Source organism: Exilibacterium tricleocarpae (genome assembly GCF_007004655.1).
GTDB classification, from domain to species: domain Bacteria; phylum Pseudomonadota; class Gammaproteobacteria; order Pseudomonadales; family Cellvibrionaceae; genus Exilibacterium; species Exilibacterium tricleocarpae.
Window position 1 is genome coordinate 346,088 of the sequence record NZ_ML660092.1, and the last position, 23,489, is coordinate 369,576.

General features: G+C 58.2%; 18 protein-coding genes. 10 read left to right on the forward strand and 8 right to left on the reverse strand.

Annotated elements, in window-relative coordinates; genetic code table 11:
- The first annotated feature begins 65 nt into the window (after window positions 1-65).
- Window positions 66-578, forward strand: a complete 513-nt coding sequence (locus FKG94_RS11545; RefSeq protein ID WP_142904386.1) for an EF-hand domain-containing protein — start codon at window positions 66-68, stop codon at window positions 576-578.
- An 80-nt stretch (window positions 579-658) separates the two neighbouring features.
- On the opposite strand, the gene FKG94_RS11550 is transcribed toward FKG94_RS11545, so the two are convergent.
- Window positions 659-1,948, reverse strand: coding sequence for a diguanylate cyclase domain-containing protein (locus tag FKG94_RS11550; RefSeq protein WP_142904387.1), 1,290 nt, complete (start codon window positions 1,946-1,948; stop codon window positions 659-661).
- A 311-nt stretch (window positions 1,949-2,259) separates the two neighbouring features.
- Here FKG94_RS11550 and FKG94_RS11555 point away from each other — a divergent pair, with 311 nt between their 5' ends.
- Together FKG94_RS11555 and FKG94_RS11560 are read left to right on the forward strand one after the other, a co-directional pair.
- On the forward strand, window positions 2,260-3,456 hold the full coding sequence (locus FKG94_RS11555; RefSeq protein WP_142904389.1) for an aminotransferase class V-fold PLP-dependent enzyme: 1,197 nt from the start codon (window positions 2,260-2,262) through the stop codon (window positions 3,454-3,456).
- Window positions 3,457-3,999: 543 nt separating this feature from the next.
- Complete coding sequence (locus tag FKG94_RS11560; protein ID WP_142904391.1) at window positions 4,000-5,154, forward strand: 1-acyl-sn-glycerol-3-phosphate acyltransferase; 1,155 nt, start codon at window positions 4,000-4,002, stop codon at window positions 5,152-5,154.
- Window positions 5,155-5,338: 184 nt separating this feature from the next.
- On the opposite strand, the gene FKG94_RS11565 is transcribed toward FKG94_RS11560, so the two are convergent.
- On the reverse strand, window positions 5,339-6,547 hold the full coding sequence (locus FKG94_RS11565; RefSeq protein WP_179957600.1) for a major outer membrane protein: 1,209 nt from the start codon (window positions 6,545-6,547) through the stop codon (window positions 5,339-5,341).
- 961 nt (window positions 6,548-7,508) lie between these two features.
- Window positions 7,509-8,138 (reverse strand): molybdenum cofactor guanylyltransferase MobA, encoded by a 630-nt coding sequence (gene mobA / locus FKG94_RS11570; protein WP_179957601.1) that lies wholly within the window; start codon window positions 8,136-8,138, stop codon window positions 7,509-7,511.
- 147 nt (window positions 8,139-8,285) lie between these two features.
- Here mobA and pdxH point away from each other — a divergent pair, with 147 nt between their 5' ends.
- The 3 genes from pdxH to FKG94_RS11585 all read left to right on the forward strand — a co-directional run bounded on the left by pdxH (window position 8,286) and on the right by FKG94_RS11585 (window position 11,335).
- Window positions 8,286-8,924: a pyridoxamine 5'-phosphate oxidase gene (gene pdxH, locus FKG94_RS11575; protein WP_142904397.1), complete on the forward strand. Its 639-nt coding sequence runs from the start codon at window positions 8,286-8,288 to the stop codon at window positions 8,922-8,924.
- Window positions 8,925-9,132: 208 nt separating this feature from the next.
- On the forward strand, window positions 9,133-10,119 hold the full coding sequence (locus FKG94_RS11580; RefSeq protein WP_142904398.1) for an NAD(P)H-quinone oxidoreductase: 987 nt from the start codon (window positions 9,133-9,135) through the stop codon (window positions 10,117-10,119).
- A 1-nt stretch (window position 10,120) separates the two neighbouring features.
- Window positions 10,121-11,335, forward strand: coding sequence for a CaiB/BaiF CoA transferase family protein (locus tag FKG94_RS11585; protein ID WP_142904400.1), 1,215 nt, complete (start codon window positions 10,121-10,123; stop codon window positions 11,333-11,335).
- 426 nt (window positions 11,336-11,761) lie between these two features.
- On the opposite strand, the gene FKG94_RS11590 is transcribed toward FKG94_RS11585, so the two are convergent.
- The 4 genes from FKG94_RS11590 to FKG94_RS11605 all read right to left on the reverse strand — a co-directional run bounded on the left by FKG94_RS11590 (window position 11,762) and on the right by FKG94_RS11605 (window position 18,050).
- Window positions 11,762-13,936: a di-heme-cytochrome C peroxidase gene (locus tag FKG94_RS11590; RefSeq protein ID WP_142904401.1), complete on the reverse strand. Its 2,175-nt coding sequence runs from the start codon at window positions 13,934-13,936 to the stop codon at window positions 11,762-11,764.
- Window positions 13,937-14,132: 196 nt separating this feature from the next.
- Window positions 14,133-16,127, reverse strand: coding sequence for a putative bifunctional diguanylate cyclase/phosphodiesterase (locus FKG94_RS11595; protein ID WP_142904402.1), 1,995 nt, complete (start codon window positions 16,125-16,127; stop codon window positions 14,133-14,135).
- Window positions 16,128-16,677: 550 nt separating this feature from the next.
- Window positions 16,678-17,334: a 3-oxoacid CoA-transferase subunit B gene (locus FKG94_RS11600; protein WP_142904403.1), complete on the reverse strand. Its 657-nt coding sequence runs from the start codon at window positions 17,332-17,334 to the stop codon at window positions 16,678-16,680.
- Between the two features lie 14 nt (window positions 17,335-17,348).
- A complete protein-coding gene (locus tag FKG94_RS11605; protein WP_142904405.1) occupies window positions 17,349-18,050 on the reverse strand; it encodes a CoA transferase subunit A in 702 nt (233 codons plus the stop codon).
- Window positions 18,051-18,170: 120 nt separating this feature from the next.
- Between FKG94_RS11605 and FKG94_RS11610 the strand changes: the two genes are divergently transcribed.
- From FKG94_RS11610 to FKG94_RS11620, 3 genes are all read left to right on the forward strand, one after another.
- Entirely contained in the window at window positions 18,171-19,061 is an 891-nt protein-coding gene (locus FKG94_RS11610) for a LysR family transcriptional regulator (protein ID WP_142904407.1), read from the forward strand.
- A gap of 118 nt (window positions 19,062-19,179) precedes the next feature.
- Window positions 19,180-20,643 (forward strand): NAD-dependent succinate-semialdehyde dehydrogenase, encoded by a 1,464-nt coding sequence (locus FKG94_RS11615; RefSeq protein WP_142904409.1) that lies wholly within the window; start codon window positions 19,180-19,182, stop codon window positions 20,641-20,643.
- A 44-nt stretch (window positions 20,644-20,687) separates the two neighbouring features.
- Window positions 20,688-21,380, forward strand: coding sequence for a TIGR02117 family protein (locus FKG94_RS11620; RefSeq protein WP_142904411.1), 693 nt, complete (start codon window positions 20,688-20,690; stop codon window positions 21,378-21,380).
- 710 nt (window positions 21,381-22,090) lie between these two features.
- Here FKG94_RS11620 and FKG94_RS11630 read toward each other — a convergent pair.
- The gene (locus FKG94_RS11630) at window positions 22,091-22,291 is read right to left on the reverse strand and encodes a hypothetical protein (RefSeq protein WP_142904413.1); all 201 of its coding nucleotides are present in this window, start codon (window positions 22,289-22,291) and stop codon (window positions 22,091-22,093) included.
- Window positions 22,292-22,674: 383 nt separating this feature from the next.
- Between FKG94_RS11630 and FKG94_RS28735 the strand changes: the two genes are divergently transcribed.
- The coding region (locus tag FKG94_RS28735) for a transposase (RefSeq protein ID WP_179957602.1) at window positions 22,675-23,489 on the forward strand (815 nt) is incomplete at its 3' end.

Consider the following 23,489-nt stretch of genomic DNA (forward strand, 5'->3'; position numbering starts at 1 on the left):
TAGAAGCGGAGGGAGCCGTCCGGCACAGACCATTAAACCAGATATAACGATATAACAGGTGGACCATGAAGAAGGTATTTACAGTGACGGCTTGGCTGGCGCTGGTAGTCTGGAGCTTGAGCGCTGCGGCCGTAGCTGACGAGTCCGACAAAGGTTCTCAGGGTACGGGTTCTCAGGGTACGGGTTCTCAGGGTACGGGTTCGCAGGGTAACTGGCTGCTGGCGAAATACGATCTCAACGGCGATTCACAGATCACGCAAAGCGAGATTACCTCGAAAAAACGCAATATTTTCAAACATATGGATAATGACAACGACGGCGGCGTGACCTTCGACGAGTATGAAAATATGGACGTTGCCAAGCGCCAGGCGCTGCTGCGATCGCGTTTCAACAAGCTCGATATCGATCAGAACGGCCGCCTGACGGAGGCTGAATACACCAACTATATGGGCATGTTTGACAGTATTGACAGCGATGGCGACGGCACCCTGACATCGGTTGAAATGGGTGTCGGCGAAGCCCAGGCCAAGGAAACCCACTGTCTGTTGTGGTTCTGTTTCCGCTCCTCGCTCGACTGACGCCGTTTTGTAACAGTTTTTGTAACAGCTTTTATAACGACAGGCCGCACCTGATCCCGGGCGCGGCCGCCAGCCAGCCGCTACGGCACCCCGGTCAGATAGTTATCCAGCTTGGCCAGCAGTCGCTGCCGGTCCAGCGGCTTCTCCAGGCAGTCGTTGGCACCCACCTCTTTACCCAGCCGCAATTGTTCGGCTTTGTGCATACCGGAGATCAGTACAATGGGGATGCTGGCGGTATCGGAGAACCGCTTCAGTTGCTGGCAGACCGCCAGACCGTCCATACCGGGCAGGCGTATATCCAGCAAAATCATATCCGGCAGCAGCGACTGCGCCATCTCCAGGCACTCCTCGCCGTTGCCGGCCACCGCCATCTGGTAACGTCCCACTAACTCATCGCCGAGCAGGTCCAGGGTCTGGGCGTCGTCATCGGCCACCAGCAGGGATTTCAGGGGCGAGAACTCTACCACCTTGGCGCGGTCCCGGCCTGCGTACTTGGCTTTATACAGCGCCTTATCGGCCTGATTGATCAGGTCTTGCAGCGTGCGGCCGTCGTAGTGTGAGGTACAGGCCGCGCCGATGCTGGCGGTGACCACGCTGCTGGTTTTTGACATTTGATGGCTGATACGCAGGTCCCGAATCGCCACACAAATGGCGTCGGCCACCTGCCTGGCGCCGGTCAGGTTGGTATCGGGCAACAGGATAATGAACTCCCCGCCGCCATAGCGGGCAAGGAGGTCGGCCGGCCGGCGCAACGTATTCTGAATGGCCCGGGCCACTTTCACCAGACAGTCGTCACCGCTCAGTTGGCCGTAAAAATCGTTGTAGAGTTTGAAGTGATCGATATCGATCATCAACACCGCCATAGGTTCCTGGCGCCGATTGGCCAGCAGCCACTGCTGGCGGCTCAAGTCGTCGAAGCTACGGCGGTTGTAGACCTGGGTGAGGGCGTCGCGCTGGCTCAGGGTTTCCAGTTCGGTATTGAGCTGGTGTAACTGCTGGCGCATATGGGCGATACGCTCCATGGCCTTGATTTTGGCACCGAGTATCGCCGGGCTGACCGGTTTGATCAGATAATCGTCACCGCCGGCATCGATCCCTTCGAGATAGCTCTGGTCATCGCTTTTGCCGGTGACGAAAATAATGGGAATCCAATCGTTACCGAGCCACTCGCGCATCAGGCGGGTGGTTTCGAAACCGTCCAGGCCGGGCATCTCCACATCCATGATCACCATATCGACTGGTGTTTTTTCCACCAGTTGCAGCGCTTCTTCACCGCTTTCGGCGATGATGGGGGTGTGGCCGGCGCTGCGCAGATAACTACAGTGGGCGTGGCGCAGGGTGGCACTGTCTTCGACCAACAATATTTTCATTGGCGCAATAATTCTGACTATCGGGCTTTTTGTTTTGAGCGACAGTTTAGCAGATAAGGCCGGGGCGAGTCTGAGACCTGACTCCCAACGCCTGTTGGTGCCGGTTTGCATTGGTCGGCTGCGCGCCGCTCGCCCCTGTTTCGGTACGGGCTTATTACGCCTGGAACCTGCAGTGCTCCGTGCTTAGGTTGCCCTGTACTAATGCTGAACTGAACTATACTGATGGGCATCCGATTTGTGGGAACACCCGGTGGCGCCGGAACGCCACTGCCGCGACCAGCTGCCATACCGCCCGGAGGACTTTGCACCCAATGCTGTCACTTGCGATGCTGGCTCAATCGCCCAATGCCCTGGCCGAGGACTACAGTCATGCAGCCGTGGGTGCCAGAATTATGTTGACCGGTCATGTCCACCAGGCGATTCCTGATGTGGCGCAGCGAGGCTATGCCGAGCACTGGGACTGCCTGAATAAATACGGCGAGGAGCGCGGTGATCAGGTCTTCGAGCGAGCCTGGCGGGTGCGTGAAGGTTTTGCCGGGCGCATCGACAGCGCGGCGGATTCGATTGCCCTGGCGGCCAGTGTACACGAACTGTTTGTGCGCTTTTTATCCGTTCTACCCTGGTCGCGGCGGCCGCGTATTATTACGGTGGCCAGTGAACACCCGTCGCTGCTGCGCCAGTTGTCGTGCCTGGCCGAAGCGGGGATCGAGGTGATTGCCGTGCCGGGCGAACCGGCAGTGGATATTGTCGAGCGCATCAGCGTGTTGATTGACGATAATACCGCCGCTGTATGCCTGGGTTCGGTCAATCGCCAGACCGGCCTGCTGGTGCCGGGTCTCGATGCCCTGTTGCCCGTGTGTCAAAAGTGGGGCGCGGAATTGTTTGTCGACGCCTACCAGAGCGTTAATGTGTTGCCGTTTTCCCTGCGTGGCGACAATCTGGAGCAGGCGTTTGTCGCCGGCGGCGGCGCCAAATACTGCCAGATGGGCAACGGTAATTGTTTTATGCATGTGCCGCCGGGGCGCGACTTTCGCCCCCTGGTCAGCGGTTGGTTCGGGAGCTTCGATGCTGTGCGGGACGATAGCGCGGCGCGACCACTTGCCTACGGTGAGGGTGCGAAGCGGTTTGACGGTTCTACCTACGATGCACTGCCGCACTTTCGCGCCGGCCATGTCTTCGACTATTTTGAGCGGCGCGGCCTGACGCCGGCCTTTCTGCACGATATCAATCGCCACCAGTTAGCGCTGTTGGCCAAGACCTTTCACGCTTGCGACTTTAACCGCACAGTGATTCAACTGACTGCGGACGTCGAGTATATGGGGGCTTTTCTGGCCCTCTCGTCGCCGGTGGCCGCCGAACTCTGCGCCAGACTGCGCGATATCGGTGTGCATACCGACTATTGTGGTCAATGGCTGCGCCTGGGTCCTGCGCCTTACCTGAGCGATGAGCAGTTAACCGACGCCATGATTGCCTTGCAGGAGGTGGTAGAAGACTGCGGTGCTCGGTAGTCCTGCGTTTGTCTTTTTTTCAACTATAGGTTTCCGACTCCAGGTTTCCGACTCCAGGTTTCCAACTACAGGTTTCCAACTTCAAGCCTCCAATCTACAGATTCCTAACTACAGACTTCTCACACAGGCCTCTCGCTACGGGGCCTGTTGTTACCGGGCCTTTGTGACAGGGACAGGGTGCGGTGAATTCGAGTCAAGGCCAGCGCTCGCGGCGGGTCCGGCCCGGTAATCTCACGCCACAGTCGCCGCGGTGGCCAGCAAGCGGTGGCATTTGTATTCCATTTTCTGTATGTTTGGCGCTACTTGCGGGTGAGAGCCAGCCGCTGCCGGCGCCAAACACTTTGCCGTGCCCGGTCGCGATAGTTGTTGACAGATGATTTTTGACAGATGGTTTTTGGCAGATGGTTTTTGGCAGATGGTTTTTGGCAGATGGTTGCTGACAAGAATTGTTGACCGGACCTGCCGGTGCAGCGGGCCCGGCGCCGGTGGCTGCACAATGGCGCCGGCTGCAGCATAATAAAGAAAATTGATAAAAGCAGTACTATGACACAGTTTGACGATATACGTCCCTATAATGACGATGAAGTTCGCCCCGTTCTCGATCGCATCCTGAGTGACCGGGAACTCTGCCACGCGGTGGCCAGCCTGCGCTTTCCGCGGCTGGCCAGGGCGTTGCCGTGGGTGATGCAGCCTCTGGTTCGCTCAGTGCTCAGGCGGCAACTGGCCGCGGTCAACAGTGTGCATGATTTTCAGACAGTGATTGAGAAATACATGCGCACCATGATCGAGACCACCACCTCGAGCCTGACGGTATCGGGGCTCGACCGGCTGGACCCGGCGCAGTCGTATTTGTTTATCAGCAATCACCGCGACATCGCCATGGACCCGGCGTTTGTCAACTGGGTGTTGTACCACAACGGTCATAAGACCGTGCGTATCGCCATCGGCGACAATCTGCTGACCAAGCCTTATGTTTCTGATTTGATGCGCCTGAACAAGAGCTTTATTGTCAACCGGTCCGCCACATCGCCGCGCGATAAGCTGCGGGCATTAAAACACCTCTCCAACTATATCTATCATTCACTGCACGAAGACAATGCCAATATCTGGATTGCCCAGCGCGAGGGGCGCGCCAAAGATGGTCTGGACCGCACCAACGCCGCGCTGGTGACCATGTTTGCCCTGAGCAAGGCGAAAACCTCCCCTCTGACTGAGCACATCCGGGCGCTGCGCATAGTGCCGGTTTCCATCTCCTACGAACTCGATCCCTGTGACGCGGCCAAGGCATCGGAACTCTACGAGCAGCGCTCCCACGGCTGCTATGAAAAGGACGAGCACGAGGATGTGGCCAGCATCGCCGCCGGTATCGCCGGGCAAAAGGGCCATGTGCACGTCGCTTTTGGTGAGATGCTGCACGGCGACTATGCCAACACCGATGAAGTGGCGGCCGATATCGATCGACAGATTATCCAGAACTATGTCCTGTATCCGAATAACTGTGCGGCGTACGAACAGTTACACGGTACCCTGCCGCCGCTGACGGTCACTGAGAAACAGGTGTCCTTCGCCAAAGGCGACTTTAGCGCGGAATTGCAGCAGTTCAACCGGCGCCTGGCGGCCTTTGATGGCAGTTGGCGGCAAATTGCTCTGGAAATGTATGCCAACCCGGTGGTGAGCAAGCTGCAGTTTCAGGGTTAGAGCGACTACTGCCGTGTTGTCTGGCTATCCTGTTACCTGAATTTTCATTCGAGATCGCGTGAGAGCGAGGCAAGCGCGCACGGGTACAAAACGTAGCCGTAGGGTTTGAGGCCAGAGTAAAAATTAAAAAAGCAATCTTTACTCCGGCCCGAATGGCACCTCCCGGCGTTTCGTTGACGGCCTGTTAAAACTTTGCCGCCGCGGTCAACCACAATTTCGAGACGTCCACAAAGTCGCGGGCGTCGTCATCGGCACGGAAGTCGGCGTATTTCAAGCTCAGGGCCAGCGGCCCGAATTTCTTTGCGATAGTGAAGCCGTACTCGCTACCGTAGTCGTCGAAATCCCGCTCGTCGTTGTCGTCGGCGCCCAGTTGATGGTAGACCAGTGACAAGTTGACACCGGCCAGCGTGGTGCTGGCCCCGACATAGATGTCTTCGATGCCGCCGGTCAGGTTGCCGGTGCCGCCGCCGAGGAACTGGTCTGCCCATCCCTGAAATTTATGCAGCGTGGCCAGCGGCGTGACGAAGCGGCCGTCGGTGCCGTCAGCGCCGAGGACTTCATAGCCGCCCTTGAGGGTAACCTCGGCCACTTTATAACTGGCCTCCAACAGGGTATAGGTCGCGTCGTATTCATCGGGGTTATTGGCGGCGTCGGATTGTGTGGCCGCTTCAAGCGTGTACTTGAATTTGCCTTGCAGGGCTTCGCCGACAAAGCGCACCCCGTAGGTGTCGCTGGAAAACGCCGGCGCATCTTCATTGTCGATCAGGTAGGCGTAGCCGGTGAGAGTGCCGGCGGCAAAACCGCTGTACTTGGCGTTCAGCAAATAGGTATCGTTGGTGTGATCGCCGCGGGGATCGTCCTCGCCGAAGATGCGGTTGACATTGTTGACATAGGCGAGCAGCACTGTGGTGTCCGGCAGGCTTTTGTTGGTTAGACTCAAGCCGTCGTAAGTCTGCTCGTTCTGGCGAAAACCGACGCCGCCGACAAAGCGCTGGTTGTCCAGCAGGATGCGCTGGCGGCCGTATTTTACCGTGGTGTTGCCGGCGGTATAAGCCAAGTAGACCTGATTGACCTCGGTGCCCTCGGGATCGGCAACACCGCCTTCAAAGTCGGTGAGATGCGTGACGTCATCCATTTCGATCAGGGTGCTGAAACCGTTGTAGCCGGCAGAAGTGAATGTCAGGCGGGTCAGCAGCGATGTCAGGTCGCTGCTGTCCGCGCCGTCGATGTCTATGTCCACATCCTCGAAACGCAGGCGCAGACTCAGCTCGACATCGCCCTCGCGCAGTGCCTCTTGCAACGACTCCGCGCCGGTGGCAGTGCCGGCGGCCCCGGCGGCGACAGCCAAGGCCAACAGGTGGCGGGCGAATGTTTTTGCAATACGGTTGTTCATAGCGTTCTCCATTGGCTTTTGATCAATAGTTTTTCAAACGGTCAAACCGGTCGCAGCCGCCTCGGCGACGGGGGCCGCTGGTTTGCCCGCTGTGACAAATGATACGAACGACCTGCGGTATCGCTTTACTCACATCATCGTTAATCATAAGAATAGTTCTTTTTTTCTACTGCGAAACAACATCGATTTTATCCGGCAGCCTGGCAAGTATCAGCGTATCGAGCGGCGTCAACTTCGGCCCGATTGCCGGCGTCACAGCCCCATGCCGGCGCAAACCGCCAGCCGGGGTTACAGGGAGTCGCTTTTGTAAAACCAAAGCCGTTTACCATGGCAGGCCCGGTCAGTGTAGCACCCGCAAAAATCGCCACGCCTTGACCTAGGTTAAGCTGGCCGATAGGGAGGTGATGAATTTTTATACATGTTATCGCCTGCTGTTTTGGCAATGCCTATATCGTGTTGTCGTCGCCCTTGTTGGCGATACTTTTCATAACATCTGCGCGCTTTGTACCTGTTGTGCGCCGGGTCTTTTGCGCCGCGTTCCACTGAAGTCTTCTACCGGAATTTTTACCAGAATTTTTTATCGACGCTTTTTGATGAAATTTCTTTTCTATCAGAGCTCCCGTGCTCTTGTACTCTCGTTTGTATGGCAATTCTCTTGCCAATTGGTGTTGCGCTGGCTGTTGGTGCGGTGAAAGTCTTTCTATATCAATGGATTAACCAAAGCCTTAAGCAACGGGTGCACACCTGGCATGCATTCAGGTTCGCACCAGAGTGGGACCCGGATACCGGAATGTGATGCAAAATGGCCCCTGAATCGGGACTTGCAGCGAACCAATGCAGTGCGGATATCGTGTAATGCCCCACACGATGTTGCAGGCGAGCCGCGGGCAGTACGGATACGGGCAGTAGGGATAGATGATTAGCGTTGACACCGGCCCTGGCGGTGGGTTGTGGCGAGCAGCTACTGAGTCTCTGTGTAGGCCGTTGCCGTCTCGAGGTCCTGTGGCGTGTTGATATTGAAAAAAGGGTCGATGCCTGCCGCCTCGAAATCCACCCGGCTGACGGCGCACTGCTGCAGAAATCGCCCCACCTTGTGTTGCTTTTGCACCAGTAAAAAATCTTCCAGCTCCGGCAGCAGCGCCGGCGACCAGAGCCCGCAGACCGGGTGCTGGCGGCCGCCGCTGCGGGGGCAGGCGATAAGGGTGTGATCGCGCTCGGTCGCCGCCTGCAGGCGGGCCACGGTGTCGGCGGGAATAAACGGTGTGTCGACGGCGAAACTCGCCAGCCAGTTGCTGTCCGGCTGGTGTTGCCGCAACCAGCGCAGAGCCGACAGAATACCGGCCAGCGGGCCGCCGAAGCCGGGCAGGGCATCGGCCAGCAGCGGCAACCCGTATCGGCGATAGGGCGCGGCGTCGCCGTTGATACTGAGCAGCAGTCGGGTGACCTGGGGTGCGGCGCGATCGATCACATGCTCGATCAGCGGTGTACCGTTGAGGCGTATAAATGTTTTGTCGGCGCCCGCCATACGGCGGCTGCGACCGCCGGCCAGCACAAGGCCGGTAACCGGCGCGGGAGAACGAGAGCTGTGCAAGTGTCGGTAGCCTGTCGGTGGATTGTCGAAGGCCCGGCGCCGCGACCGGCAGCATTTAGGCAAAATAGCCGTTACAATCCCTACCTGCGGCGCTCTGCGGGGCGATCCATGGTCCGGTTATTGTAGTGAATGGTGGGAGGACGATCTATGGATATCGATCAAATTCGGCGTGAATACCTGCAAGGGGGTCTGCGGCGCGAAGACCTGCGCGACGACCCTATGGCGCATTTCGATCTTTGGTTGGAGCAGGCCATCGCCAGCGGCGTGCCCGATCCCACCGCCATGACCCTGGCCACCGTCGACAGCGCCGGCCGGCCGTCCCAGCGCATTGTGCTTCTCAAGCACGTCGACAGCCGCGGCTTTGTCTTTTTCACCAACTATGAAAGTCGCAAGGCGAGTGATATCGCCGCCAATCCGCAGGTGAGCCTGCACTTTCCCTGGCACGGTATGGAGCGGCAGGTCAAGGTGTGCGGCCGCGCCGCCAAAGTGCCGGCCGCCGAGACCCTGAAATACTTCATCACCCGTCCCAAAGATAGCCAGCTGGCCGCCTGGGCCTCGGCCCAGAGTCGTCCGGTGTCGTCGCGACAGTTGTTGTTGCAACAGTTTCAGGCGATGAAAAAGAAATTTGGTGCGGGAGAGGTGCCGGTGCCGGATTTCTGGGGCGGGTTTCGGGTCGTCCCGGAGCAGATGGAGTTTTGGCAGGGCGGCGCCAGTCGACTGCACGATCGGTTTGAGTATCGATTGCAGGAAGCCGGGAGCTGGCAAATAGAGAGACTGGCGCCGTGAACGGCGCCGTTAAAGCAAGTTGTCGCCTGCGGCAAACCGGTGTGGACTGTTGTCGCGGGGCGGCATTGCTAGCTGTTGTTTCAGGTCGTAGTTGTAGATCGTAGTTGCAGATCGTAGTTGCAGATTGTAGTTGCAAATCATAGTTACAGGTTTTAATTGCAGATTGTTTTCACAGACTGCCGTAAGCATCACTGATTGAGGATTGCCTATGCGTTTTATCGCTATCACCGAGTTTGGTGGGCCTGAGGTACTGCAGGTGCGGGAAACCGCCGAGCCCCGGCCCGGACCCGCTGAGGTATTGATTCGCGTGATCGCGGCGGGTGTCAACCGCCCGGACGTGGTCCAGCGCCGGGGGTTCTATCCGGCGCCGCCGGGTGCCTCGCCGATCCCCGGACTGGAAGTTGCCGGTGAGGTGGTCGAGGCGGGCGCAGAGGTCAGCCAATGGCGGCCGGGCGATCGGGTGTGTGCCCTGGCCAACGGCGGCGGCTACGCCGAAAGAGTGGCGGTGCCCGCGGCCCAGTGCCTGCCGATCCCGTCCGGCTTGTCGCCGGCGCAGGCGGCGGCCCTGCCCGAAACCTGTTTTACGGTCTGGACCAATGTCTTTGATCGGGCCGGCCTGCAGCCCGGCGAGAGCTTTCTGGTGCACGGTGGCTCCAGCGGTATCGGCACCACCGCCATCCAGATGGCGAAGGCGCTGGGCGCGCAGGTTTTCACCACCGCCGGCAGCGCCGGTAAGTGTCGCGCCTGCGAGGAACTGGGGGCGACACTCGCCGTTAACTACCGGGAAGCGGACTTTGTGGAACCGCTGAAGGCGGCGACCGACCAGCGCGGCGTCGATGTGATCCTCGATATGGTGGGGGGCGATTATGTTGCCCGCAATATCGAACTGGCGGCGGTTGACGGGCGCATTGTCAATATTGCTTTTTTACGGGGCTCTGAGGTGGAACTGAATTTGTTGCCGGTGATGCTTAAACGGTTGACGCTGTCCGGTTCCACACTGCGGCCGCAGTCGCCGCAACGCAAGGCGGCGATTGCAGCCAGCCTTGCCGCCAAGGTCTGGCCGCTGATCGAACAGGGGCAGATCAAACCCGTTATCGCCGCCGAGTTTCCGCTGGAGGAGGCGCAGGCGGCCCACCGCCTGATGGAGTCCAGCCAGCATATCGGCAAGATTGTGCTGCAGGTCGGAGAGCCTTGAGATGAGCGGCAAGCGGTCGCGCCCGCTCGATGGCGTGCGGGTAATTGAATTGGGACAGTTACTGGCGGGGCCTTTTGCCGGTGCGCTGCTCGCCTATTTCGGTGCCGAAGTCATCAAGGTGGAGCCGCCCGGCGGCGGCGATCCGATTCGCGGCTGGCGGGAGCTGGATAACGGCACATCGCTGTGGTGGCGCAGTCTCGGGCGCAATAAAAAATCCGTGACCATCGATTTGCGGGAGCCGGCCGGGCGCGAGTTGGTCAAACAACTCGCCGCCGGCGCCGATATCGTGATTGAAAACTTTCGCCCGGGGGTGGTGGAGAATTGGGGCCTCGGGCCGCAGGACCTCAAGGCGATCAACCGCAAACTGGTCTATGCGCGCATATCCGGTTACGGCCAGACCGGCCCCTATGCCTCCCGACCCGGTTTTGCCTCGGTCTGTGAGGGTATCAGCGGCTTTCGCTATGTCAACGGCTTTCCCGGCCAGGCGCCGGTGCGACCCAACCTCAGTATCGGCGACACCATCGCCGGTATTCACGCCGCCCTGGGTATCGCCCTGGCATTGTTGGAGCGCAATAATAACGAGACCGGTGAAGGGCAGGTGGTGGATGTGGCACTCTATGAAGCCATGTTCAATCTGCTGGAGGCGGTGGTACCGGAGTACGATGGTGCCGGTGTGGTGCGGGAGCCGTCCGGCACCACTGTCACCGGCATAGTGCCCACCAACACCTATCGCTGCAACGACGACAAGTATGTCGTGATCGGCGGCAACGGCGACTCTATTTTCCAACGCCTGATGCGGGCGGCGGGTCATCCGCAGATGGCGCAGGACCCGCGCCTGGCCACCAATCCCGGGCGCGTGCAGCACGAAGCTGAAATCGATGCCGCTTTAAGCGCCTGGTGCCTGTCGCTGCCGGCGGAGGAGGTGTTGCAGATACTGGAGGAAAACCGGGTGCCGGCGGGGCCGATTTACACGGTTGAGGATATGTTGGAAGACCCGCATTTCAATGCGCGCGGCTTGTTCGAACAGGTTGAGATCGACGGCAAACCTTTGAAGATTCCCGCCATCCTGCCGAAGCTGAGCGATACTCCCGGCAAAACCGACTGGCCGGGACCGGCGGTCGGCAGTCACAACCGCGAGGTGCTGCAGGAGATGCTGCAGCTTTCCGATGCGCAGTTGCAGCAGTTGCAGGCCGCGGGGGTGGTGGGTACAACCTGATTCGCGCGGGTCGTGGCCTAGTATTGCCGGGGCGAAGCAGTGCTTCGCTGCTTCCCGCTCCACCCTTGGGGGCTCGGGCGCGGCATCCCTGCCGCGCACGGTCTGGGAAAGCCTGACCTAACCCCGAGCTTCACATTGACCTCTTTGCTGCTTGTTCTGCTTTTTTAAAGCTTGATTGGAAGAACGCTGAAGGTAAGGTTGAAGAATCGACTGGGGCGGAAGCCTGCTGAGACCGTGCACGGCAGGGATGCCGTGCGCGAGCCCCCAGGGAGGGGTTTACGGCGAGTCTCAGCAGGCTTCCGCCCCAGTCGATTCGCCACGGTCTTCAGCAAAACCGCAAACCCAATAACGTTACTTCTGGTCAATGGAGTGAGTCGCGGATACCGCACCGGTTATAGAGCACGCTATTGCGATATCCGCCTCAATTTACAGCGTCTTCAAAAACTCGATCAGGTCCCACCGCTGTTGCTCGGTCAGTGGCTTCAATTGCTTTCCATCCGCGCGCTCGGTGCGGGCGGCGGCGTATTCATGGCCGCTGTTCAAGTCGCCGGCGCGGAAAGTTTTAAAGGAAAACCCGTCGAAACCTTCATAGCGAAAACCCATTTTTACCGGGTCGTACTCGCGGCTGCCCACCATAAATTCATCGGGGCGGTAGGCGCCCTCCTCAGGATCGTCGGCGCGCTTCTTCGGCAGCAGCAGATCGTAAAGCGTGGGCACTGAACCGTTGTGCAAGTAGGGGGCCGTCGCCCAGATGCCGTTCAGGGAGCGAGCCTTGTAAGAGAGCAGCGATTGGTAGGGGTTGGCGGTGGTGTCGGCCTGGTAGTTGCCCTGTTTGATGCTGGGCTTGATCTCGTTGTCGAAAAAAGACATGCCGAGTGTGTACATCCAGTCGAGCCAGCGTCGCACCAGCCATTTGTCCGGGTCCGGCGTGGCTACCACCCCCTTGGTGACCACGGTGAGAATTTCCGCAACCGGCGCCGTGCCCTGGGTGATGGTATCGCCCACCCCGGTGGGTTGATAGGTGTGTTTGAAGTGACCAGACCTGCCGGTGTAGCTGACGCTGTTGACGGCCATGGTCGGGTCGGTGCCGACCACATCGATGCTGTCCATTTTGCCGATGACAACCCGGTTCCAGTCGTTGCGGTCGATAATCTCGTGACACGACTGGCAGCGCTCGGCGTAGATCAACTCGCCGCGCGCGGCTTTGTCGCGGTCGATTTTGCCGAATATGTCCTCGGGCCACTGCGGCGACTTGAGGCTTTTCAGGTGTGATTCCAGGCGTTGCAGATTGACCAGGTTGATCGACGACTTGAAATCTACGATAGTTTTGTTGCCGTCCTGGCCGCTGACCAGCGACGCCAGCTTGTCCTTGATCGCCTCGAGAAATCCCACCTGGCCGGTCAGCCAGCCGGAGATACTGAACCAGGTGTCGGTGGCCTCCCAATCGAGAATGCCGAACACGCCGATCACCTCGCCGGTGTTTCTGCCCAGTGGGCCGACATCGGCGTTATTGGCGATACCGTTCCACTGCACGTAGTCCGACTGGGCGATATCCCACAGAAACGGATAGCTGACCGGTGCATTGGGTTCGTTGAACAACGCATTGCGCACGGTGAGAAGCTGGCGCAGATTGAGGCCCGGATAACCGTCTTCGGTGGACATCAGGCGGGTGATGATCTGCGAAAACTCACCATCTCGGATAATGGTCTCATCGACGCCTTCCAGCACTTTGTCCACCTGCTCGATGGTCAGTATGCGCCCCCCGGCGGGGTTGGTTGCCATGGCCAGAAGTTCGCGCGCCTGCTCTTTATTCAACACGTGCTGCAACACCCGGTTGTAGATTCGACCAAACGCATCGAGGCGGGCGTAGCCGTATTCGGTGCGGCTGTGGTTGACGATATTGTAGAGCTGTACTTTTTTCTGCCACTCCGCCAGGCTGTCGAGGACCTGTTGCTTGGAATCGTAGTTGTTTTCCAACGCCAGCACAGCCTCGACGAAGCGTTGCTGCTTGGCGCCGGGCTGCAGTGCGGCCTGCATCGCCGCGTCGAGATCGTGCAGGAAGGTGACCATATCGGCCATTGCCGGACCGCCGTCGATACGTATCGCCCGGCCCTTGTAGTTGACCTGGCCGGTGTGACAGGCGGCGCAGGTAAAGCCCATATAATCCTTGCCCTGGTAGGTGTCCTTCACCATGCCCACCGGCAGCCCGTCCGGATTGAAGAAGGTGGGCTTTTGCGGCAGGTAGCGGTATTCGTCCATATTCAGCGCCGAGCGAAACAACGCGTCGGAATCCTTTTGCTCCAGGGCGATAAACAGATCGTAGGGCAGCAGTGCCGAGCCCTGGGTGGTGTTGTAAAACCACAGACTTTGCTCCGGTTTCCAGCCCTGCTCGAGGTAGACCGGCGTTTGGTAACTCTCGCCAAACGCGCCGTTGTCGATGGCGATGGCGCCGCGGTCCGGGTCGTCGTCCCAGTTCTGGTAAATCTTGCCGGCCGCCAGACTGATAAACATGGAAGCCACGACGGCGAGCATACCGTAGGCGATGTATCTGCGGTTCTTCTTCAAAGCGGATAACAGCTTAGAAAGTGGCTTGGTCGACATGGAAACTCCCCTTCGAGTTTATTGTTGTATTGATAACACGGCTGCTGGCAGTGATATAATCGGGCGACCCACAATGCCGGGTCAGTACCTGCGGTGCCGGTGGCTGCGCTCCGATTTTATACAGGTCTACATTAATACAGGTCTACATTAATGTAGGTCTACAGTAATACGGGTGTACACACGCTCCCGCTTTTATTCACTCTCGTTTTTTCAATGCCGGCAAGGGCACCGGAGCCCCGTGCCAGTGGCCCTGCTGCAAAGTAACCAACTCCCGTTCGAGCAGGCTCGATTGCGTCTCGGTCTCCACGCCCTCGGCGATGCTTTCCATCCCCAGGGTTGCGATCAAATTCTGGATGCAGGCTACTGTGGAACTGTCTTCGTGTAAACGTTCGATAAAGGCTTTGTCGATCTTGACGTAGTCGGCCGGCAGCCGGTGCAGGTAGGCGAGCGAGGAGTAGCCGGTGCCGAAATCGTCAATGGCGATGCCGTAGCCGCGCTGCGCCAGGCGATGGGCGGGGCTGTCGTGCGTCTCGCGCACCGGCAGCAGCGCGCTTTCGGTCAGCTCGATAACCAGGTCGGCCGGGGTCAGCCCGGCCTGCGCCACGGCCCGATCCAGGTTGGGTAGAAAGTGTTCATCGACCAAGTGCAGCCCGGAGATGTTTACCGCGGCGCGCACCGGGCTTTGCAGTTGCCGGCGAATGGTGTGCAGGTCTGCGCAGACCCGGTTCAGCAACCACGACTCGATCTCCGCGATCAGGCCGATATCCTCGGCCGCTTCGATGGTTTCGCCGGCGGATACCGCCCCGAGCAGCTTGTTGTGCCAGCGCAGCAGCGCCTCCACCATCAGCACAGTGCCAGTGCGGGTGCAGACGATGGGCTGGTAGTGCAGTATCAGTTCGTCTTCGGCACTGGCTTTCGGCAGCTCATGGGCGAGCAGGGTTTTGCGCTTGTGGGTGTCTTCCATACCGGGCCGATAGCGAATCCAGCGCCGGCGGCCGCGCTGTTTCGCGACGTACATGGCCGCATCGGCGCTGGAGACCAGCGCGTTCAGAGTCTGGCCGTGATCGGGGTAAAGGGCAAAGCCGACGCTGGCGGAGATCGACAGTGGCGGCTGGCCCGGCAGGCTGTAGACGCGGGACAACTGACGCACGATTTTTTGCGCGATGTCATCAGCGCTGTGATCCAGGGTCGCCTGGCTGACGGCCAGGATGAATTCGTCGCCGCCGACCCGACACACCAGCGGGTGTTCGCAGATTTCGCTTTGCAGGCGTTCGGCCACCGCGCACAGCAGCAGATCGCCGACGCCGTGGCCGTAAGTGTCGTTGATGGGTTTGAAGCCGTCCAGGTCGATATAGAACAGGAGGTATTGCAGGTGGCTCTCGGCGTAACCCAGCAGCGCCTGTTCGATACCGTTGCGGTTGAGCAGGCCTGTCAGCGGGTCGGTGGCGGCCTGCGCCTGGTGTTCCAGTTCCCGTTGTTTGCGGTTGTTGATATCCTGCTGTGTCACCAGGTAGGCGATGTCGCCGTCGGCCTGGTTGATCGGCTGAATATGCACACTGTGCCAGCGCTCGCCCCGCAGCGTGTTGACCAGCAGATCTTTCTCGAGGGACTCCCGCTCAACGGCGCCCCGTTGCAACAGCTTCTCGACCAGAGTGCGATCGCAGATCATGTCCCCCAGATTGAAAATATGGTCGCCGAAATATTCCTCGAACGTGGGATTGGCGCTGATAATGGTGCCGGCCCGGTCGTACATGGAGGCGATTATAGCGCTGCTCATAAAGGCTTCGGAGTGCAGGACCCTGGCCTCCAGGCCCTCGCACAGCATGGCGAGGCGGCCGTCTTCCAGGCGAATGCCGGAGAACTGGCAGAACACATCTTTGATAATACCGTGAGGACTCAGGCGCCACCAGCGGCTGACCTTGTGGCCCTGTTTAAATTCCTCGAGAAAAGCCAGCAGTGTCTGGTTGACCGCCTCGGAGGTTTCCGGTTTGAAATCCCTGGCCCGCAATTCTTCCAGGGCGTCGCTGCCCCACAGCACCAGGCCGCTTTTGTTGGCCCAGTAAATGCGGAAATTCAGGGTGTCATAAATCCAGACCGGGGTTACCAGGTCATTGAGGGTTGGCTGGCACAACTGATCGATGGAAAGGGGCCCGGCATTATCGTCAATATCCAATGAGCTGAACGGCGGCATAGGTCTCCTTGCGCGAATAATCGTCTCTACCGGCCCGCGTGCGGCAGAATTACTGTGATCAGTTTTGCTGTCATCAGTGTTTCTTTAACTATAGCTAAACGGGTAGCGGTGCTCATAGTCGTGGAAGCGGTGGCATCCCGGCCGGATTATTAGAACCATTGAGTATAGTTATTGGACTTTAGGCGCAGTAAAGGTATTACCGTCGCAAGCTTATGCGCAATAACCGATATTATTAAATCAGTGATACTTGTAATCAGTGATATTTTTAACAAGTGGCCCTTTTTTAGGCAGTCTTTAGCCAATCATTGAGTCTGCGACAATATTAATCGGTGACAGTTTTAGCGAAGCCGTGGGGAATTGTAAAGCAATCGGCGGTATAAAAAACCCCCGAGCGCAGCGGGCTGCGCCGGGGGCCAAGAGAGTGGCAGTGGTGCTGCCAGAACAATCTGTTGCCGGCTCGCTGCGGGCGAGGTGTCGCTGCGAGCAGGGTGGTGTGGCCGAGGGCGGCGATCCGGCTTGCGGTCGCCGGTCAGGCGTAGTCTAAAACGGTCTAGAACGTCATCTCCGGTACCACCTCCGGCACTTCCATGGCACCGGCGGTCTTGGCGACGATCTCATCGACGGATACGCCCGGGGCCCGCTCCTTCAGGTGGAAACTGCCGTCGGCGATCTCCACGTAAGCCAGGTCGGTGACCACCTTTTTAATACAACCGGCGCCGGTCAGGGGCAGGCTGCACTGCGGCAGCAATTTCGAATCGCCGTTTTTGCTGGCGTGGGTCATGGTGACGATGATGTTGTCGGCGCCGGCCACCAGGTCCATGGCGCCGCCCATGCCCTTGATCAGTTTGCCGGGAATCATCCAGGAGGCGATATTGCCCTGCACATCCACCTCAAACGCGCCCAGCACCGTCAGGTCCACATGGCCGCCGCGGATCATGGCGAAGGACTCCGCCGAGGAGAAAATCGAGGCGCCGGTGATGGCGGTTACCGTCTGCTTGCCGGCGTTGATCATATCGGCGTCCACCTCCGCCTCGGTGGGGAAGGGCCCCATGCCCAGCAGGCCGTTTTCCGATTGCAGCATAACGGCCATGCCTTCGGGTACATAGTTGGCCACCAGGGTCGGGATGCCGATGCCCAGGTTGACGTAGTAGCCGTCCTTCAATTCGCGGGCCACGCGCATAGCGAGTTGTTCGCGGGTCAGTGCCATGTGTTGGTCTCCTCTCAGGCGGGGCGCACAGTGCGTTGTTCGATGCGTTTCTCGAAGCTGCCCTGGATCAGGCGGTCGACGTAGATACCCGGTGTGTGAACCTGGCTCGGCTGCAACTCGCCGGGGGCGACGATTTCCTCCACTTCCACCACGGTAATTTTGCCGGCGGTCGCTGCCATGGGGTTGAAGTTTTGCGCCGTGTGGCGATAGATGACATTGCCGTAGCGGTCGGCCTTCCAGCCCTTCACAATGGCGAAATCGCCCTTGATCGCCTGCTCCAGAATATACGGGCGGCCGTCGAACTCCCGCACTTCTTTGCCCTCTCCCACCGGGGTGCCGTAACCGGTGGCGGTATAGAAGGCCGGAATGCCGGCGCCGCCGGCGCGCATCTTCTCCGCCAGCGTGCCCTGGGGCGTCAATTCCACTTCCAACTCGCCGGCCAGTAGCTGTTGTTCGAACAGGGCGTTTTCGCCCACATAGGAGGAAATCATCTTTTTGATCTGTTTGTCTTCCAGCAGAATGCCGAGGCCGAAACCGTCGACGCCGCAGTTGTTGGAGACCACGGTCAGGCCCTTGGTGCCCATGGCCTTGATTTGGGCGATGCACCCTTCGGGAATGCCGCACAGGCCGAAGCCGCCGGCGATGATGGTCATATTGTCGGCGAGGCCCTCCAGCGCCTCCGCGTAACTGCCCACCACCTTGTCGAAACCTGACATAGAAAACCCCTTTTTCCTGATAGCTGCTTGATAGTCGCACTGGTGATTTACCGGTTGCCTAGGATGTGCCAGCGGCTTATATTAAGCAAATTTAAAAAAATGAATAATTGATTTAAAAAATTGATTAATGTAACTGTCAAGCAAATCAAGGCTTTCGTGGCGGTGGCCCAGACCCAGAGTTTTGCCGAGGCAGGGGCTCTGGTACACCTGTCGCAGCCGGCGTTGAGTATTGCCATTCGCAATCTGGAGGAGGCGGTGGGCGGGCGCCTGTTGGCGCGCTCCACCCGGCGGCTGTCGCTGACGCCGGAAGGGGCGGCGTTTCTGCCCGTCGCCCAGCGCCTGCTGGGGGACTGGGACAGCGCCCTGCAGGACCTGCACAACCTGTTTGCCATGCGCCGCGGCAAAATGACCCTGGCGGCGATGCCGTCATTTGCCAGCAACCAGTTGCCGCAGATCGTGGAGCGCTACCGGCAGCGTTACCCGGACGTCAACGTGGCGGTGCAGGATGTGGTGGCCGAGTCGGTGGTGGAGATGGTGCGCAGCGGTCGGGTGGAGATCGGCGTCACTTTTGACCCGGACGATTCCAACGACCTGGTGTTCCAGCCGCTGTTTGCCGATCGCTTCGTGGCGGTGTTGCCGCCGGCCAGCCCGCTGGTCGCCAGGAGCCGGGTCACCTGGCGGGCTTTACAGGCGTCCAGTTTCCTGGCGCTGCAGCGGCCGTCGGGTATTCGCGCGCTGATCGATCGCACCATTGCCGATTCCGGGATTCATTTGCCGGTGGAGCTGGAGGCGCATCAACTGGCCACCATCGGTCGCATGGTGGCGACCGGCCTCGGGGTCAGTGCCGTGCCGGCCCTGTGCGTCAAGCAGATGGAGGAGATGGGGGCGGTGTGCCGGCCGCTGACCGGCCCCGCCGTATCGCGGCGGGTGGGGGTGATTACCCGTTGCCGGTATCCGCTGTCGCAGGCGGCGCAGGCCATGTTGGAGATTTTGTTGGAATGGTTTGGTTAGGGCAGACAGGCCCTAGTGTTATGTGCCCGATTTGCGGTAGTTTGTAGTGTCGATTTACGGCGATCGGCGGTAAGCTGTGAGCTGTAACTTGTCAGCTTTTCTTGAAGGAGTTCCCCTGATGCTCGCGTTGAAAAATTCCAGCCTATTGCGCACTCAATCCTATCTCAACGGCAACTGGGTCGATGCCGATGACGGCGCCACGGTGGACGTGTGCAACCCCGCCGATGGCGAGGTGGTGGCCACCATCGCCAGTTGCGGCGCCGGCGAAACCCGGCGCGCTATCGAGGCGGCCGACGCCGCGCTGCCGGCTTGGCGGGCCAAGCCCGTGAAAGAGCGGGCCAAGCTGTTGCGCGACTGGTACAACCTGATTCTCGACAATCTCGACGACCTGGCGCTGATCCTGACGGTGGAGCAGGGCAAGCCGCTGGCGGAGTCGCGCGGCGAAATAGTCTATGGCGCCAACTACATCGAGTGGTTCGCCGAGGAGGGCAAGCGTATTTACGGCGATGTAATTGCGCCACCGGCGGCCGACAAACGCATCCTGGTGCTCAAGCAACCGGTGGGCGTGGTGGCCTCGATTACGCCATGGAATTTTCCCAACGCCATGATCACCCGCAAAGCAGCGCCGGCGCTGGCTGCCGGTTGCACGTTTGTCGGCAAGCCGGCCACCGAGACGCCGCTGTCCGCGTTGGCTCTGGCCGTACTGGCCGAGGAGGCGGGTCTGCCCGCCGGCGTTTTCAATATGGTGGCCGGCAAGAGTTCCCGCGCGATCGGCGGCGAGATGACCGGCAACCCGCTGGTGCGCAAACTGACCTTTACCGGCTCCACGCCGGTGGGCAAGGTGTTGATGGAGCAGTGCGCCGCTACGGTTAAAAAGACGTCCATGGAGTTGGGCGGCAATGCGCCGTTTATCGTCTTCGACGACGCCGATGTGGACGCGGCGGTGCAGGGCGCCCTGGCCTCCAAATACCGCAATGCCGGCCAGACCTGCGTCTGCGCCAACCGCATGCTGGTGCAGGAGGGCATTTACGACGAGTTCGCCGCCAAGCTGGCGGCGGCGGTCAAGGACTTTACCCTCGGCGCCGGTGCCGAGGAGAACACCACCATGGGACCTTTGATCAACGCCGGCGCCGCTGAAGATGTGCACGCCTTGGTAACCGATGCCAAGGAGAAAGGCGCGCTGGCCATTGTCGGAGGCGACTATCATAAGCTCGGCGGTTGTTTTTACCAGCCGACGATCCTGACCGATGTCAATCGCGAGATGCGGGTGTTCAAAGAGGAAATTTTCGGCCCGGTGGCGCCGCTGTTTAAATTCAAGACCGAGGAGGAGGCCATTGCCATGGCCAACGACACCGAGTTCGGTCTGGCATCCTATTTTTACGCTCGCGATATCGGGCGTATCTGGCGCGTCGGTGAGGGGCTGGAATACGGCATCGTCGGTATCAACGAGGGCATTATCTCCAATGAGATGGCGCCGTTTGGCGGCGTCAAGGAATCGGGTTCCGGTCGCGAGGGGTCCAAGTACGGTATCGACGATTACATCGAAATCAAATATCTGTGTATCGGCGGGGTGGACAAATAGTTTCCTCACTGCGACGCCGGCGCGGTGGGCAAATCGTTCCGGTATTGCGCCGCTGGCACGGCGGTGCCACGCTGCAATTTATCGGCTTTGCGCTGCTGCTGCCGGTACTGTTGCCGCTGGCCTACGTCGGCGCTGCCTACGCGCTGATGGTGTGGCCCGCCAACCGTGACTGGCAGCCGGCGGCGAATGCAGTGGATGCCTACCTCGCCTCCAATGGTGTGCATGTCGATTTTGTCTTTCCGGTGCGACATGGAGATGTTGATTGGAGTAGCGTGTTTTCCTTTAGCCATTTTCCGCCGCTGGGGAGTGATATTCGCTATATCGCTATCGGCTGGGGCGATAAAGGGTTTTACCTGAGCACGCCACACTGGCGCGATCTCAAGTTTGACACGGCGTTGAGTGCCCTGTCCGGTGGTAATGAATCGCTGTTGCATGTGTCCTATCTGCGGGATATGAGTCAGGTTTATGGTCATTATCCGCTGGCGCTCAGTGAAGAGGAGTATGCGCGTCTGGTGGCTTTTGTACGCCGCAAGATCGACTTAAGTCCCGCTGGCCCCAAGCCGGTGGTGGGCTTTCGTTACGGTGCCAACGATGCTTTTTTCGCGGCTAATGGTTCCTATAGTCTTTGGTATACCTGTAACAACTGGATCGGGGAAGGACTGCGAGAGACGGGTATTAAGGTGAGTGTCTGGACGCCGTTTGAGGGCAATGTGTTTTATGCCAGGGCGGCTCGTTAGATTTTTATGAGAAGCAGGCTGAGATCAGCACTTGTTGACGTGGAATTTAGCGGTAACGTTATGAAATCACGGATTCAGGTTATTAGGTTATCAGTGTCCCCTGTTTCTCCCTTTACGGACAATGAATATCCTGCATTTCGTTTAGTCTTACTGACTATTTGGAGCTGGTTGATTGGACAGGGCGAGCGATTCGTAGTGACAAACGAGGGTCTATACCCATTAGCTTACCGCCGCTCTTAAAACGTTTTTCAACGCCGACAGAAGCCTGGCTGCAAAGTAGCCAGACATTTGAACAAGTCCATACGGCGCAATTGAGAAAAATTCGGCTGTGTAAAGGACTCGCTTAAAAACGTTTTCAGAGAATTCTATCAAGACGTACCGCCTTGGCGGGTATTTTTCCACAGATTCAAGGTCATCTTCTAACCATCGCGGTTAATTTTTATACGCCCCCTCTGCTACTCTAACAAAACGGTAGTGCTAACTTGAGAGAATATTCTGGCTGCAACTCCTCGTTGTTTTTTAACGGTGCCTGTCCTCGCCGTCGTGTCCTCGCCATCGTTTCCCGTAACAGCCGCTTTGAGCGGCTCACAAACTAAAGCCCCCGGCTTTGCTGGGGGACAGTTACTGTGTGCATTTCGGTTCTGGTTTGTTATAGAGCCAATCAATTTCTCATTGCTTAAGTTGCTAAGTTGTATGCGTCCCTCTTGGTCTTAGCCTTTTCGCCCTACATAATTATAAATGTATTCCGAAATTGAAAATCCAACGACAATATAAACCAACCAAGCAAATGGAGTCTGAATCATTGCCTCTACAAAATTTTCCGCATCATCATTTAGCATCAACTGACAAGGTATCGCCAAACATAAACTAAGAACCAATCCCAGCAATCTAAAAAGAAATTCTCTACTCATAATTACGGAACCATTACCGGCGTTCCAGGCGATCTAAACGTTCCTGGAATTATTGGGGAAGGTTGAAAACCTTTTCCAGCTGTCTGAACAACAACTCTTGCCTCTACACTAGCGGCACTGGAATTGGTGGGACAGGCACTCCTTAATTGACAATCTAACAACCCCCACTTAAGATAGCTAGCACCCGATCGTTAATGGAGCTAACGATGACTCGACCTCGAAAGGAACTCGTCTCTGTTCAAAATACCCCCTATTACCACGTGGTTTCCCGTTGTGTCCGGCGAAAATTGGTGGCACAAATTGGTGGGACAGGCACTCCTAAATTGACAATCTAACAACCCCCACTTAAGATAGCTACCACCCGATCGTTAATGGAGCTAACGATGACTCGACCTCGAAAGGAACTCGTCTCTGTTCAAGATACCCCCTACTACCACGTGGTTTCCCGTTGTGTCCGGCGTACCTTTCTATGCGGTATTGATCAGCACACTAACCGGAACTACGAACACCGCCGCCAATGGATTGTCAATCGCATTCGGTTGTTGTCTTCTCTGTTCTCGATTGACGTCTGCGCATATGCCGTGATGAACAACCACTACCATATCGTCGTAAAGCTCGACCCCGGGCAAGCCGAATGCTGGCATGATGACGATGTTATTGAGCGCTGGACCAGCCTCTATAAGGGCCCCTTGCTAGTTCGACGTTATCAAGGCGGTGAGCCTTTGGCACCTGCCGAATTGGCAACCATCACCGATATCATCGCTGTTTGGCGCCAACGCCTGACCGATTTAAGCTGGTTTATGAAATGCTTGAACGAACCCATTGCCAGGGAAGCCAATAAAGAAGATCAGTGTACAGGCCACTTCTGGGAATCCCGTTATAAATCCCAAGCCTTGTTAAGTGAAGAGGCTCTGTTGAGCTGTATGGTCTACGTCGACCTTAATCCAATCCGAGCGGGCCTTGCCGATGCGCCTGAATGCTCTGATTACACCAGTGTCCAGGAGCGTATGGCGCCACGATTTGATTTGGTCAACGCCATTAGAGAACAGAAAACGCAGGGCGTCTTCAACCGCTTTGATCTACCCTTAAAACCACTACTGCACTTTTCCGATCGCATTACAGACAATGAATATCCTGGCATTTCGTTTAGTCTTACTGACTATTTGGAGCTGGTTGATTGGACAGGGCGAGCGATTCG

Bases quoted from the DNA above. Each gene is read 5' to 3' on its own strand.
- FKG94_RS11545 (WP_142904386.1), top strand. From the start codon at position 66: ATGAAGAAGGTATTTACAGTGACGGCTTGGCTGGCGCTGGTAGTCTGG.
- FKG94_RS11550 (WP_142904387.1), bottom strand. From the start codon at position 1,948: ATGAAAATATTGTTGGTCGAAGACAGTGCCACCCTGCGCCACGCCCAC.
- FKG94_RS11555 (WP_142904389.1), top strand. From the start codon at position 2,260: ATGCTGTCACTTGCGATGCTGGCTCAATCGCCCAATGCCCTGGCCGAG.
- FKG94_RS11560 (WP_142904391.1), top strand. From the start codon at position 4,000: ATGACACAGTTTGACGATATACGTCCCTATAATGACGATGAAGTTCGC.
- FKG94_RS11565 (WP_179957600.1), bottom strand. From the start codon at position 6,547: ATGAACAACCGTATTGCAAAAACATTCGCCCGCCACCTGTTGGCCTTG.
- pdxH (WP_142904397.1), top strand. From the start codon at position 8,286: ATGGATATCGATCAAATTCGGCGTGAATACCTGCAAGGGGGTCTGCGG.
- FKG94_RS11580 (WP_142904398.1), top strand. From the start codon at position 9,133: ATGCGTTTTATCGCTATCACCGAGTTTGGTGGGCCTGAGGTACTGCAG.
- FKG94_RS11585 (WP_142904400.1), top strand. From the start codon at position 10,121: ATGAGCGGCAAGCGGTCGCGCCCGCTCGATGGCGTGCGGGTAATTGAA.
- FKG94_RS11590 (WP_142904401.1), bottom strand. From the start codon at position 13,936: ATGTCGACCAAGCCACTTTCTAAGCTGTTATCCGCTTTGAAGAAGAAC.
- FKG94_RS11595 (WP_142904402.1), bottom strand. From the start codon at position 16,127: ATGCCGCCGTTCAGCTCATTGGATATTGACGATAATGCCGGGCCCCTT.
- FKG94_RS11600 (WP_142904403.1), bottom strand. From the start codon at position 17,334: ATGGCACTGACCCGCGAACAACTCGCTATGCGCGTGGCCCGCGAATTG.
- FKG94_RS11605 (WP_142904405.1), bottom strand. From the start codon at position 18,050: ATGTCAGGTTTCGACAAGGTGGTGGGCAGTTACGCGGAGGCGCTGGAG.
- FKG94_RS11615 (WP_142904409.1), top strand. From the start codon at position 19,180: ATGCTCGCGTTGAAAAATTCCAGCCTATTGCGCACTCAATCCTATCTC.
- FKG94_RS11630 (WP_142904413.1), bottom strand. From the start codon at position 22,291: ATGAGTAGAGAATTTCTTTTTAGATTGCTGGGATTGGTTCTTAGTTTA.